The organism is Pseudomonas sp. QTF5 (assembly GCF_000512695.2).
Lineage (GTDB): Bacteria > Pseudomonadota > Gammaproteobacteria > Pseudomonadales > Pseudomonadaceae > Aquipseudomonas.
The window spans coordinates 98,970-112,180 of record NZ_AZRW02000005.1; the positions used below are offsets into that span (position 1 = coordinate 98,970).

The window sequence follows — 13,211 nt, forward strand, 5'->3', positions numbered from 1 at the left end:
CAAGGTATTGGCGGAGCCGATCCGGATCAGTATCGGTAAATGAGGGCTTGATGATGAATCTTCGTATTCAGCAGCCGTTCACTGCGACGCCAAGGCGCCAGGAAGGATCGGTGAGCGTATTGATGGTGATCGCGTTGGCGGCGATTCTCATGGTGGCAGGTTTGGCTCTCGATGCGGGCCACATGTTGTTGAACAAAACGCGCCTGCAGAATGCTGTTGACGCCGCCGCCCTGAGTGGCGCCAAAACCCTGAGTCAGGTGACAGGGGGAATCAACGCCGCCAGCGCGACGCAGGCTGCCGCGCTCAACACGCTGAACCAAAATGCCAATGCCATGGGCAATAACGAATTGGCTACGGCGATCGCCGGCAATTCAGGCACATTTGCGGTGGTGGAACTGTCCAGCAGCGTCTATGGACCTTTCGCCTATCCTGGGCCTGCGGATGCCAAATACGTTCGGGTATCAGTACCGAGCTATAACCTGACGGGGTTTTTCTGGAACTTCGTCCAGACATTCGGCTCCGGCGGCTTGGGGAACAAAAGGGTGGCGGCGATCGCCACTGCTGGACCCAGCCCCACCAGCCCGTGTGATCTCGCACCTTTGATGGTCTGTGGCAACCCCGACCCGGCTCAATACAACCCGGCCGCTGACCTTTACTGGGGCTTCCACCTTGGTGATTTGCAGGTATTGAAGACGGCCGCCGGCAATTCGTCCGCCATTGGGCCAGGCAACTTTCAGTTGCTCGATTTTGGCTCGGGCGGCAGTACGGTCAGGGAGGATCTGGCCGGAGGCGGCTCGGTCTGCCGCAACGTGGGGCAAAACGTCCAGACTGCTCCAGGCAACAAGGTCGGCCCTACCTCTCAAGGCTTGAATACGCGCTTCGGCATCTACAACGGCCCGGTCAGTGCTTCGGACTATCCGCCAGACCTGGTGACCACGTCCAGCAACCCCGCGATCATTTACGACGACTCAGTCAACCCGCCACAAGTGAAGTACCAGGGACAACCCGTCACCTCGAGCAACGGCGATCTCACCGCAGGCGGCAACGCGATACTTGACTACAACGACTGGCGTGCGAGCGTTGCCGCGTGTGTGGCAGGGGGCAGCGGCTGTCAGAACAATGGCGTGTTCGAGCGCCGGATGCTGAAAATCGTGGTGGGTAACTGCACCGGGAAACAGGGTGGTTCAACCTCGATCCCCGTCCTGGGTTTCGGCTGCTATTTCGTTGTGCAGCCAATGAGTGGTGGCGGCGGGGACGCGCAGATCTTCGGACAGTTTGTGAAGGAGTGCGAAGGCGACAACGTGCCCAGCCCCTCGCCGGAAAACGATTCCGGCCCGCAGATCATTCAGCTCTACAAAACCTATCTCGGCATCGGCACTCCGAGTACTGACTCGTAGGAGGCGTCATGAGACTTCACGCGTTTAAACATCCGCGGCGCCAGCAAGGCCTGGCCATGGTGGAATTCACCCTCGTCCTGCCGGTGTTGCTGCTGCTGTTGCTGGCCTTCGGTGAGTTCGGTCGCATGCTCTATCAGTACAACGTCCTGCTACAGGCTAGCCGTGATGCCGACCGTTTCGTCGCCAGCAAGGCCTGGGACTCGACACTCGGCGTTGTCTCTCTGAGCAATGCGCTACAGACCCAGACGAAAAACGTCGCGGTCTATGGCGTGCCTGCAAATACCGGGACCGCGGTGGTGTCAGGGTTGACGACTGCGAACGTAGTGGTCGCCGCGGTGGGTCTCGACCATGTGCGAGTCACCATCACGTATACGTTCTGCCCGGTGATTGGCGGTGGCAATTGCACCGGGTCGCTTCCCGGGTTTTTTGGGAATCCGATTGCGCTGAGCATTCCGCTGGTCGCCACCACTGTCATGAGGGCACTGTGATGAATCGCAAACACATGCGCGGCACCTATGTGGTGGAGTTCGCCATCATTGGCGCGCTGATGTTCACGCTGTTGTTCGGCACGTTGGAATTTGGCCGCCTGTACTTCACGATCAATGCGCTGGATGAAGCCGTACGGCGTGGTACGCGTCTGGCGGCGGTGTGCAATATCAGCGACCCGGTGGTGTTGCGGCGGGCGATTTTCAATGCCGCGACTGACGCCGGTACGAGTCAGCTGATCAGCAATCTGGCCACCACCAACCTGACGCTGACCTACCTGGACGTCAACGGTGCTCAGGTGGTCAACCCGGGCGACCTGGTCAGCGTCAACGGTTATCGTGCCATCCGCTACGTCCAGTTGAGCCTGCAAAACTTCGTTTTCAACCTGTTTATTCCCGGGTTCGGCGTGCCCATTACCTTGCCCACATTCAGGGCAACGTTGCCACGCGAAAGCCTTGGGCGTCATTCCGATTCCGGGGAGATCACACCATGCTGAATACCAAGGACACTCCGCTCTCCACCTCGACCGGCAAAGCGGGGCTGCGGTTGCTGATCAGCAGCCGTGATGCCACCTCTTTGCGCGATCTGCAGAGTGTTTGCCAACGCATGCCCTGCCTGGAGGTGAGTACTCGCCTGGTGAGCAATGGGCATGTCGACCCGCTCTACGGTCTGGACCGGATGCCCGATCTTTTACTGCTGCGCGTCAGCCACCTGTGGCGTGAGGAGCTGGCGGCGCTGTTGCTGCATCCGGCCCATGAGCGTCCGCCGATGCTGGTCTGCGGTCTGCTGAGCGATCAGGAAGGTATGCGTATGGCGATGCAGGCCGGCGCCCGTGACGTGCTGCCCGAGCCTATCGCCGAGACCGAACTGGTCGCCGCCTTGAATCGTCTGGTCATGGAGGTTCGGACCGGCAGTGGGGTAGAGGGGAAATTGATCGCCGTGATGAGCGCCAAGGGCGGTTCCGGCGGAACCCTGGTGGCCTGCAATCTGGCTCAGCAGCTCAGTGCCAGGGGTGGCAGTACCCTGTTGCTGGACATGGACCTGCAATTCGGCAGCGTGACGCATTATCTGGATGTGGCGCAGTCGCACAGCCATCTGGAGGTGTTGCACCAGATCGACGGCATGGACAGCGTCGCGCTACGCGGTTTTTGCAGTCACTTCAGCCCGACCTTGCATGTGCTGGGTGGTCGGGCCGGTGAGCTGTGTCTGCCGCAAGATGCCCAACCCGAGCAACTTGACACCCTATTGAAGTTGGCCCGCGCCAGCTATGACTGGGTGGTGATCGACCTGCCGCGGCAAATCGACCACCTCACCGGCTCCGTGCTGGAACAGGTGGATCGGGTGTACGTGGTGGTGCAGCAGAGCGTCAGCCATCTGCGCGATGCCAGCTCCCTGGTGCGGATTCTTCGCGATGACCTGGGCGTGCGCGGGGATCAATTGCAGATCGTGGTCAACCGCTTTGACAAGGCAGCAGCAATCAGCCTCAAAGATATCGGTGAGGCACTGCGCTGCACCAATCTGTCGAAACTACCCAACGACTTCAACCTGGTCAGCCAGAGTCAGAACACTGGCGTGCCGTTGGGGCTGCATGCGCCGAGGGCAGCGATCACCGCCGCACTGCGCGACATGACCGAGGACCTGGTCGGTCAACAGGTGGCCGGAAACAAAGGCTTACTCAAACGCGCCTTCAACCGTTTTTTCGGGGGATGACCCATGATCAGCGACTTTCGTAACCGCTTGCGCAAACAGTCCGGTAAACCCGCCTCATCGTCGGCCGCTCAACCAGGCGACGAACTGCTGGATCCGGCAGAGGAAATAATGGCGTGGGAGCGTGTAACACCGGACGTTCTTTACGAAACCCGAAGCCAGGTCACCCCGGTGGAAGCCGAGTGGCGGGAAAAGATCTACCAGCAGCTGCTCAAGGTCATGGACCTGTCCTTGCTGGACTCCCTTGAACAGGCCGAGGCCACGCGGCAGATTCGCGATATTTGCCAGCGCCTGCTCGATGAGCATTCGGCACCGGTGAGTACCACCAGCCGCCAGTTGATCATCAAGCAGATCACCGACGAGGTGCTTGGCCTGGGTCCCCTGGAACCGTTGCTGGCTGATCACAGCGTGTCCGACATTCTGGTCAACGGCCATGCCTCGGTCTATGTCGAGCGCTTCGGCAAACTGCAACGGACCGATGTGCGCTTTCGCGATGATCAGCATTTGCTCAACATCATCGACCGCATCGTGTCCAGCCTGGGTCGGCGTATCGACGAGTCCTCGCCGCTAGTGGATGCCCGGCTCAAGGACGGTTCGCGGGTCAACGCGATTATCCCGCCGCTGGCCATCGACGGCCCGAGCATGTCGATTCGCCGCTTTGCGGTGGACCTGCTCAATACCGACAGTTTGATCTCGGTGGGCACGTTGACCCCGGCCATTGCCCTGCTGCTCAAGGCGATCGTTCGTGGACGCTTGAACGTACTGATTTCCGGCGGTACCGGCAGCGGCAAGACCACCATGCTCAATGTGCTGTCCAGTTTCATCCCGCAAAACGAGCGGATCGTTACCATCGAAGACTCCGCCGAACTGCAATTGCAGCAGCCCCACGTGGTGCGCCTGGAAACCCGGCCTTCGAATATCGAGGGGCGTGGCGAGGTGAGCCAGCGCGAATTGGTGCGCAACAGTTTGCGGATGCGCCCAGACCGCATTGTCATTGGCGAAGTGCGCGGCGCCGAGGCGCTGGACATGCTGACGGCCATGAACACCGGCCACGACGGCTCGCTGACCACCATCCACGCCAACACCGCACGTGATGCGTTGGGGCGAATCGAGAACATGGTGTCGATGACCGGGGCGACCTTCCCGATCAAGGCCATGCGGCAGCAGATCGCTTCGGCCATCGATGTGGTGATTCAGCTGGAACGTCAGGAGGACGGCAAGCGCCGCCTGGTCAGTGTGCAAGAAATCAACGGTATGGAAGGCGAGATCATCACCATGACCGAAATTTTCTCCTTTGCGCGCCAAGGCATGGGCGAAAACGGCGAGGTACTCGGCGATTATCGCCCCAGCGGCATGATCCCGGCCTTCCGCGATGTACTGGCCAAACGCGGTATCGAATTGCCGCTTAACATGTTCAGGCCTGAATGGATGGAGGCACGGCAGTCATGAGCCATATTCCTGGTGAATTCATTCTGATCTTCCTAGGCATGGTGTTTATCGCCGTGTTCCTCCTGTCCCAGGGCGTGGTGGTGCCGGTGTTCGGCGAGGCCGGCAAGATGCGCAAGCGCATCCGCGGCCGCCTGCATGTACTGGAGAAAGCCAACAATCTGCCCAACATGCAGACGGTGTTGCGGCAGAAATACCTGACGCGCTTGTCGCCACTGGAGGCCATGCTCGAGCAGTTGCCCTTTATGGTGAACCTGACCCAGATAATCGAGCAGGCCGGCCATGAATATCGTGCTTATCGGGTGATATTGCTCGGGCTGTTCCTGGGCGTCTGTGCGGGCATCTCGATCTGGATGATCTCGTCAGTTTGGTGGATGGCGCTGTTGGCGGGCTTCGGGGTGTTCTGGATACCCCTGCTGAAAATTTCTCGTGACCGTGGCAAACGTTTCGCTGAGTTTGAGGAAGGCCTGCCGGATGCGCTGGATGCCATGTGCCGTGCCCTGCGCGCTGGACACCCCTTCAACGAAACCCTGCGCCTGGTCGCCGAGGAGCACAAGGGAGCGGTTGCTCAAGAGTTCGGCTTGACCTTTGCCGATATCAACTATGGCAACGATGTACGCCGGGCCATGCTTGGCCTGTTGGAGAGGATGCCAAGCATGACGGTGATGATGCTCGTGACCTCGATCCTCATCCATCGCGAGACCGGCGGCAACCTGACCGAAGTGCTGGAGCGTCTGAGTCGGCTGATTCGCGGGCGATTTCGCTTTCAGCGTAAGGTCAAAACCTTGTCGGCCGAAGGGCGGATGTCAGCCTGGATATTGGTGGCCATTCCCTTCGTGCTGGCGGCGGTGATCGTATTCACCAGCCCTAACTACTTGCCGGTGCTGCTCAATGATCCGGTCGGCCATAAGCTGATATTCGCGGCTTTTGGTTCCATGTTGGTCGGGATTTTCTGGATTCGCAAAATCATCCGGATTCAGGTTTAAGCGTTATTCGCCATGAGGAGGTGCAGGTCATGGACTATTTGCTCGAGTTATTCAGTCGAGTAACAGGCAATGAGGAAGTTGCGCGCCTGTTGTTCGTCGGTGCGATGAGTCTGAGTGCGGTGCTCGCGGTCGTCACCGTGGTGCTACTGCTGTTGGGGCTACAGGACCCCGTTCGGCGTCGTCTGGCGCTGATAAAACGCGGTCATACAGGGAATGCTGGGCAGGACGCACCCAGTAATCTGCAATTATTGCTGGAGCGGGTCGGCCAACGCTTTGGCTCGACTGAGGCTGCCCAGACGTCGCCCACCCAAACCCTGTTGATGCACGCCGGTTACCGTTCACCGTCGGCGGTGCAGATGTACTGGGCGGTGCGCTTGTTGTTGCCACTGGTATTGGTTGGCGTAGCACTGTTGGTGTTGCCGATAATCCCCAGGCTTTCTCTGATGACGGGATTGTTGCTGGTGTTGATGGCCGCTGCTATCGGATGGCTGGTGCCCGCGGTGTATGTCGGAAAACGCAAGCAGGCGAGGCAGGGCAGGCTGCGTGCGGCCTTTCCGGACGCCCTGGACCTGATGGTGGTTTGCGTGGAGTCAGGCCTGGCCTTGCCCCTGACGATCGAGCGGGTAGCTGAGGAAATGTCGGTCAGTCAGGTTGAGCTGGCTGAAGAACTGGCTCTGGTCAATGCGCAAATCCGCGCGGGCATTTCCAGTACTGAGGCGCTCAAGCAACTGGCTGTGCGTACTGGTCTGGATGACGTGCAAGGGTTGGTCAGCCTGTTGGCGCAGAGTATCCGTTTCGGCACCAGCGTGGCCGATACCCTGCGCATCTATGCCGATGAATTCCGTGACCGGCGTACACAGGCCGCCGAAGAGGCGGGAGCGAAAATCGGTACCAAGCTGATATTCCCGCTGATTTTCTGCCTGTGGCCAAGCTTCTTTCTGGTTGCAATCGGCCCGGCCATGATCGGTGTGTTCAAAGCATTCAGGTGAGGTAAACGGGCGGGGGGCTGTCGAGCACGATGGCCTTGCCACCCGAGCCTGATCTGCACTTTCCTGCCATAGGTTTACACATCCCCTGTAGCGCTGCCGAAGGCTGCGATCTTTTGATTTTTCTGGCAGGCAATTCGTTGCCCAGGCCTCTGAATCAAAGGATCGCAGCCTTCGACAGCTCCATGGGGCCAGTCTGAGTTTTCAACGCGCAGTTACATTAAGCTCCAGCCCAATGGATCCAAGGCGTCGTAGTTTGATTGAGCGGAGCTTTGCGAGCAGCCAGCCAACAGCAACACAATCAGCAGGCCTGCGTATTTTTTGATGGGACAGGACGGTTTGCTCTGCGTGGCAGCCGGATTGTTGTTACCAGGAGCCATAAGGAATGCCAAATTGTTCGATGTAGGCTTTGGACTCCGGCGACAGGGGTAAGGCATAACGGCCTTCATTTTTGCCCTGAGACGGTCCTTGCTTGTTGATGGTGCCCACTACCCGAGCAATCTCGACCGACTTCAAGCAAGGAGCGCCCAACCAGACTTTGGCTATGCCGCCGGGCGCCAGACCGATGCCGATGTCGTCGCGGTAGTCGGTGATCCATTTACCATCAGCCCTGCAAAAGGCTTTTTCAGGTTTGCGCATGATTTCCCGTGCAGATTCGGGAATGACGATGTAGGCCTCATAGGTTTGGGGTTCGGCCAGGGATTGCCAGCGCACGTAGATCAACCGGGGCAGGTCGACACTCGTGACATGCCGGCCTTTTCCTCTGCCGGGACTGTCTGGCCAGCCAGCGGGTTTTCCCTTGTTGTTGGCGGGGGTGTGTATCGATGCAATTCCAGAGCCGGCTCCTCGTAAAACGCGCTCCTGGGTATCCACGACGTCCGCTGTTTCAATCCAGACCTCCATGTAATCTGGCGCTCCAAAGCCCAGGAACCATTCCTTGAGATCGGACGATTGCGCGAAGCTATGTGTGCAACCAGCCAACAGCAACAGAATCAGCAGGCCTGCGCATGTTTTGATTGGGCGGAACGCCTTGTTGATAGACGAGGCTGCGCGGTGACTGTTACCAGGAACCATAAGGAATCCCGAATTTTTCGATGTAGGCTTTGGACACTTCAGAAAGGGGCCGATGCTTGCCGCCGGATTTACCCTCGTAAGGTCCTTTTGGGTTGATGGTTGCCACGACCCGAGCAATCTCGACCGACTTCAAGCAGGGAGCGCCCAACCAAACCTTGGCTATGCCGCCGGGCGCCAGACCAATGCCGAATCTGTCGCGGTAGTCGGTGATCCATTTGCCGTCGAAGCGGCAAAAAGCCTTTTCTGGTTTGCGCATGATTTCCCGTGCGGATTCGGGAATGACGATGTAGGCCTCATAGGTTTGCGGTTCGGCCAGGGATTGCCAGCGCACATAGATCAGCCGGGGCAGATCGACCCCGTTGACGTACCGGCCTTTTCCACTGCCGGGACTTTTGGGCCAGCCTGCGGGCTTGCCCTTGTTGTCGCTGGGAGTGTGTACCGACGCAATCCCGGAGCCGGCTCTTCGTAAAACGCGCTCCTGGATATCCACGACGTCCGCCGTTTCAATCCAGACCTCCATATAGTCGGGTGCTCCAAAGCCCAGGAACCATTCCTTGTGATCGGGTGATTGCGCGAAGCTTTGTGTGCAACCAGCCAAGAGCAACCCAGCCAGCAGGCCTGCGCATGTTTTGATTGGGCGGAACGCCTTGTTGATAGACGAGGCTGCGCGGGGGCTGTTACCAGGAGTCATAAGGAATGCCGAATTTTTCGATGTAGGCTTTGGACTCCGGCGACAGGGGTAAGGCATAACGGCCTTCATTTTTGCCCAGAGACGGTCCTTGTTTATTGATAGTGCCCACGACCCGAGCAATCTCGACCGACTTCAGGCAGGGACCGCCTAGCCAGACTTTGGCAATACCGCCGGGTGCCAGACCGATGCCGATGTCGTCGCGGTAGTCGGTGATCCATTTGCCATCAGCCCTACAAAAGGCTTTTTCAGGTTTGCGCATGATCTCCCGTGCGGATTCGGGAATGACGATGTAGACCTCATAGGTTTGCGGTTCGGCCAGGGATTGCCAGCGCACATAGATCAGCCGGGGCAGGTTGGCACCCGTGACGTCTCGACCGGCCCCTCTACCGGGACTTTTGGGCCAACCTGCGGGCTTGCCCTTGTTGTCGCCGGGGGTTAGTACTGATGCAATCCCGGAGCCGGCTCGACGAAAGACGCGCTCCCGGATATCCACCACGTCTGCTGTTTCAATCCAGACCTCCATGTAATCCGGGGCTCCGAAGCCCAATGACCAAGTTTCGTCGTAGCTTGATTGCGCGAAGCTTTGCGAACCGCCAGCAAACAGCAACACAACCAGCAGGCCTGCGCATGTTTTGATAAGTCGGGCAATGTTATTCATTGGGATGTACCACTCGCCGGTTTTTGTCAGCAGGTCGGTTGATAAACACAAATTCCATATCGCTGCTGTTCAAGTCCTTGGCTGCATTCCAATGAGCGGAAAGATGGATATAGCGACTGCGTAACAATGCCCTTTCTTTGATCGTCAGCCCCTCGACCGTTGTTTCGCCAAGGGCATAGGCCTGAAGCTTTTTGTGGATAGCCTCCAATTCCTCAGGCAATCGCAGAGCCGGGAGGTCAGGGATAACCTTGAACGGCACATCATGTCTGACGGCCAGCTCGCGCATGATGCGTAAATACACCAGCGACAGTTCACCGTGCACCGGGCGTTCAATGCTGGCTGCGGCATAAACCCGCTTCTGCGGATCGCGATCGGGTCCCCCCCCTTTCTACTGATTGAGTCAGCGGTCGTTCCCAGAGTGCCACTCTGAGTTCGTTTCCCGGTCCGTCGACATCGATGACGCCTCTTTCGTACCAGTTGTACGCTTCCTTTTCGGCGGTGAGGTAAGCCGCACTGCGGGTCGGGGACATGCTTTGGCTGATGGTGCTGGTCACCGGGTTGCCCAGCAGAAGCTTTTCCCTGGCTCTGGGCAAATAGCCGCCGCCGAGATCCGAGTGCACGCCGGGCAAGGCCAGATCGATGCTTCCCAGGCTGTTGAGGGCGAAGTTTTCCCGGATTTCGTCACGAGCAACCAGATGCACCACCTTATTGGCACAGCCGTCTGGTAGTTTGAGATTGACGCCGGGGTTTCTGCTGTTGGTGCCGGTGAAATCGAACAGTCCAGGGTTGGCAATTGCGGCGACGGTATCGAACAGGCCGATGAAGTTGATGGTGACATCGGTTGTCAGGCGCCAATCAAAGCGGTTGGACAGGAGCGGAGAGCCGGCCGGAAGTGCAGCTGCCAGAATGCTGTGTTCGCCCTTGAGTACCTCGTTCGCAAAGTGCCGCGCCGCTGCCGCCCCCCGACTGAAACCGAAAATATCGAATTCGATTTTCTCGACCATCACTCCGGGGTTTTCCTCTTCGAGTAAGCGTAGCTGCTTCAGAATCTTTTCCGGACTCTGCTCAACTCGGGCCACTACACCTGTTTCGCCCCTGCCTGTTGCTTGTGAGTAGAGCGAGTCTTCGCCATTGTTTTTAGTACCGATGCCTTCGAGGTAGACGCGCAAAGAGGCTTTTTTCGCGTTTTCAGGCATAGGCTTGTATGACTGATCGGGATATAGGTCATACAACCGCGCGATATTGCTCACATCATTCCCATAACTATTATCCGGCGAACTCCCGTTGCCGTCGTACCCGTAAGCCGCGCAATGCTTCTGTATCTCCTCGGCGGCTTCAGCCAGATTGGCATCCGGGGCGTAGCAGGCCGCCACGGTTTCACTGTTGGCTTTGTTGTTCCCGGTGCCATCGAAGAAAACGCCGATCCGCAAGGTAATCCCCTCCAGTTCGACTTCTTCCTCTTCTTCCTCCAGTTCGGCCGATTCGTCCTCGTCCAGTGGCGCAGGCGCGACGGAGACCAACCAGCCGGCCGCCGCCCCCGGCAACAAAGCCTGGGCGGCCATCCCCGCCACCGGCGCGCCGCCGACCTCAAGCACGCTGCTGCTGAATATGCCGTCGGCATTGAGCACGATGTGCTGACCACCCACCTTCAACGAAATACTCTCGCCCGCCTCCAGCACCAGGTGGGTACCCGCCTTGATGTGCAGTTGCTGACCGGCTTCGACCACCAGCGTGTCATCGACTTTCGTGTGGCTGCTCCCGGCCACCTGCAGATAGTCGCTGGCCTGAAGCTGCACCTTGCGATCCGCCATGACCGTGCGATGCTCTTCTGCCTCCAGCAGCGTAATGCTGTGGCCCTTGATGGTTTCCCGGCGTTCGTTACCCACCTCCAGCCGGCTGTCATTGACAACCTTCTGCTCCAGATCGCGCTGGGCGCGCAGGTAGATCAGTTCCTGCCCGGCGCGGTCTTCAATCGACAGTTCGTTGTATCCACCGGTATGCGGTGAACTGTGGCTGCGCAGTACGGTTTTGGTTTTGTGTTCGGGCAAGGGATAGGGGACGGGCGTGAGCTTGTTCGGCGCGCAACCGGTGATCAATGGATGGTCGGGATTGCCTTCCAGGTAGGTGACCAGCACTTCCATGCCGATGCGCGGAATGGTCACCGCACCGAAATGTTCACCCGCCCAACTGGACGATACCCGCAGCCAGCAACTGCTGTGTTCGCTGTTGCGCTCGGCCCGGTCCCAATGAAATTCGACTTTGACCCGACCATATTCATCGCAGTAGATCTCTTCGCCGGCCGGCCCGGTGACGCGGGCGGTCTGACAGACCAGCGCCGGCCTTGGGGCCGGCAGCGGTGGCCGATAAAACACGTCCCAGGGAATCGCGCTGAAGCGGTTGCGGTAGCCCTGGGTAAAACCGTCCTCGGATTTGGCGTCGCTGGTGACTGACTCTTCCAGCACCTGAGGCTGTTTTCCGCGGTGGGTGACACTGAGCAGCAGCCACAAATCGTTGTACGTTGCGCGTGGGTGTTGCGTCAGGCTGAAAAAATGACCGCTGCGCAGGGTCGGCTGATCGCTTTCGCCCTCGGCCAACTGGTAATCGGTGCGGTGCCGTTCCAGCGCCTGCCGGGCAAGCTGTTGCCCGCGTTTCTCGCTCTCGAAAAACAGCGGGTAGCGGTAGTCTTCAAGCTCGGGCTGAACTCGCCGGTAAAGCGACTTTCCAGTAACCGACTCGGGCGTTTCAGGTCGTAGTGCCGGCGCGTGACTTTGCTGGGGCGGGTGCTGAAACCCGGGGAAAACCGGCTGACCACCGGATGCTCCGCCACCATCCCGCAATCTTCCCGAAAAGGGGTTTCACCCAGGGTGGGGAAGAAGGTCTGGTCCTCGGTGAACACCAGCACATGGCCGTCCCGGGAATGCTGGTGGTGCCAGGCGAGACCTTCCTCGGCGCACAGGCGCTGGACGAACTGGAAATTATTTTCCCCGTATTGCGTGCAGTATTCGCGCTCGGGACTGGTTCGGACGTGGAACCTGAACGCATCGGCCAGGATGCCATGCTGCTTGAGCACCTGAGTGATGATGTGCGGCACCGTCTGGTGCTGGAAAATCCGCTGATCGTGGCTGAACTGCAAGTAGTGCAGCGCCGGTACCAGGCTCAGGCGATAGCGGGTCAGGCGGTTACCTATTTCTCCGGCGAACGCCCCGTCGACATGCCCATGAATGCCTTCGCCGTTAAGGCCGAACTGGAGGAAGGCCGGTTGGCCGAGCAGGCTCTCCAGATCGAAATCGCGGTACTCGCTGACCAGTTCAACCTGGATCGAATACAAGGCGCTGATGGTTTCAGTGCCTGCAAAGGCCAGCACTTTGAAGTCGTTGCGAACCGTCGGGAGTTCAAGCGTGAAATGGGCAGCATTGGCCGGGGCGAACATGCGCTTGTCCTTTTGCTTTTCATCTGCTCGTCCTTAAGCTGAAAGTGAAAGCGAGGCGCAACACCCTATCGGGCTTGAACCTGCGTCAATGGCCGAACACGCTAACAAGGCATTAAAGGGATTGATGTAGGAAGAGTCTCGATGGCCTGCCAGAAACTTCCCAAGTTCAGAATGTTTCGTCAGGGGATGGGGGTAAGCGCCAAACACTGCATGGCCACGGCGGCCTTTGCCTGTGATGCGGAACGGATGAAACAGCCGCCGCTGGGCTAGGCATGGCGGCTGATTCGGGATGTTGGCTGACAGACTGAAAATCAAAAAGATCGCTGCCTTTGGCAGCGCCTACAGGGTAA

The 13,211-nt window shown here is 58.8% G+C and carries 10 protein-coding genes and 1 pseudogene; 7 read left to right on the top strand and 4 right to left on the bottom strand.

Annotated elements, in window-relative coordinates; genetic code table 11:
- Positions 1-50: 50 nt before the first annotated feature.
- Genes IC37_RS05865 through IC37_RS05895 form a run of 7 tightly spaced genes read left to right on the top strand, consistent with a single transcriptional unit; the run spans position 51 to position 7,011 of the window.
- Positions 51-1,397: a TadE/TadG family type IV pilus assembly protein gene (locus tag IC37_RS05865; RefSeq protein WP_030131927.1), complete on the top strand. Its 1,347-nt coding sequence runs from the start codon at positions 51-53 to the stop codon at positions 1,395-1,397.
- A gap of 8 nt (positions 1,398-1,405) precedes the next feature.
- The gene (locus IC37_RS05870) at positions 1,406-1,885 is read left to right on the top strand and encodes a TadE/TadG family type IV pilus assembly protein (protein WP_030131928.1); all 480 of its coding nucleotides are present in this window, start codon (positions 1,406-1,408) and stop codon (positions 1,883-1,885) included.
- Entirely contained in the window at positions 1,885-2,379 is a 495-nt protein-coding gene (locus IC37_RS05875) for a TadE/TadG family type IV pilus assembly protein (RefSeq protein WP_030131929.1), read from the top strand. The genes IC37_RS05870 and IC37_RS05875 overlap by 1 nt, the downstream gene beginning before the upstream one ends.
- Positions 2,373-3,593 carry an AAA family ATPase gene (locus IC37_RS05880; RefSeq protein WP_030131930.1) on the top strand — a complete coding sequence of 407 codons (1,221 nt, stop codon included), beginning with the start codon at positions 2,373-2,375 and terminating at the stop codon, positions 3,591-3,593. Before IC37_RS05875 ends, IC37_RS05880 begins: the two co-directional genes overlap by 7 nt.
- A 3-nt stretch (positions 3,594-3,596) precedes the next feature.
- Positions 3,597-5,039 carry a CpaF family protein gene (locus tag IC37_RS05885; protein ID WP_030131931.1) on the top strand — a complete coding sequence of 481 codons (1,443 nt, stop codon included), beginning with the start codon at positions 3,597-3,599 and terminating at the stop codon, positions 5,037-5,039.
- Positions 5,036-6,022, top strand: a complete 987-nt coding sequence (locus IC37_RS05890; RefSeq protein WP_030131932.1) for a type II secretion system F family protein — start codon at positions 5,036-5,038, stop codon at positions 6,020-6,022. The genes IC37_RS05885 and IC37_RS05890 overlap by 4 nt, the downstream gene beginning before the upstream one ends.
- A 29-nt stretch (positions 6,023-6,051) precedes the next feature.
- On the top strand, positions 6,052-7,011 hold the full coding sequence (locus IC37_RS05895; protein ID WP_030131933.1) for a type II secretion system F family protein: 960 nt from the start codon (positions 6,052-6,054) through the stop codon (positions 7,009-7,011).
- 363 nt (positions 7,012-7,374) lie between these two features.
- Here IC37_RS05895 and IC37_RS05900 read toward each other — a convergent pair whose 3' ends face one another.
- From IC37_RS05900 to tssI, 4 genes and pseudogenes are all read right to left on the bottom strand, one after another.
- Positions 7,375-8,082, bottom strand: coding sequence for a DUF2931 family protein (locus tag IC37_RS05900; RefSeq protein WP_030131934.1), 708 nt, complete (start codon positions 8,080-8,082; stop codon positions 7,375-7,377).
- The gene (locus IC37_RS05905; protein ID WP_158225652.1) at positions 8,069-8,773 is read right to left on the bottom strand and encodes a DUF2931 family protein; all 705 of its coding nucleotides are present in this window, start codon (positions 8,771-8,773) and stop codon (positions 8,069-8,071) included. The genes IC37_RS05900 and IC37_RS05905 overlap by 14 nt, the downstream gene beginning before the upstream one ends.
- Positions 8,760-9,431 (bottom strand): DUF2931 family protein, encoded by a 672-nt coding sequence (locus IC37_RS05910; protein WP_030131936.1) that lies wholly within the window; start codon positions 9,429-9,431, stop codon positions 8,760-8,762. Before IC37_RS05910 ends, IC37_RS05905 begins: the two co-directional genes overlap by 14 nt.
- Positions 9,424-12,861: pseudogene (tssI, locus tag IC37_RS05915) on the bottom strand (type VI secretion system tip protein TssI/VgrG). The gene IC37_RS05910 and the pseudogene tssI overlap by 8 nt, the downstream one beginning before the upstream one ends.
- Positions 12,862-13,211 lie beyond the last annotated feature (350 nt).

Coding starts and splice junctions, on each gene's coding strand:
- IC37_RS05890 (WP_030131932.1), top strand. CDS start 5,036: ATGAGCCATATTCCTGGTGAATTCATTCTGATCTTCCTAGGCATGGTG.
- IC37_RS05865 (WP_030131927.1), top strand. CDS start 51: ATGATGAATCTTCGTATTCAGCAGCCGTTCACTGCGACGCCAAGGCGC.
- IC37_RS05900 (WP_030131934.1), bottom strand. CDS start 8,082: ATGGTTCCTGGTAACAGTCACCGCGCAGCCTCGTCTATCAACAAGGCG.
- IC37_RS05905 (WP_158225652.1), bottom strand. CDS start 8,773: ATGACTCCTGGTAACAGCCCCCGCGCAGCCTCGTCTATCAACAAGGCG.
- IC37_RS05880 (WP_030131930.1), top strand. CDS start 2,373: ATGCTGAATACCAAGGACACTCCGCTCTCCACCTCGACCGGCAAAGCG.
- IC37_RS05870 (WP_030131928.1), top strand. CDS start 1,406: ATGAGACTTCACGCGTTTAAACATCCGCGGCGCCAGCAAGGCCTGGCC.
- IC37_RS05910 (WP_030131936.1), bottom strand. CDS start 9,431: ATGAATAACATTGCCCGACTTATCAAAACATGCGCAGGCCTGCTGGTT.
- IC37_RS05885 (WP_030131931.1), top strand. CDS start 3,597: ATGATCAGCGACTTTCGTAACCGCTTGCGCAAACAGTCCGGTAAACCC.
- IC37_RS05895 (WP_030131933.1), top strand. CDS start 6,052: ATGGACTATTTGCTCGAGTTATTCAGTCGAGTAACAGGCAATGAGGAA.
- IC37_RS05875 (WP_030131929.1), top strand. CDS start 1,885: ATGAATCGCAAACACATGCGCGGCACCTATGTGGTGGAGTTCGCCATC.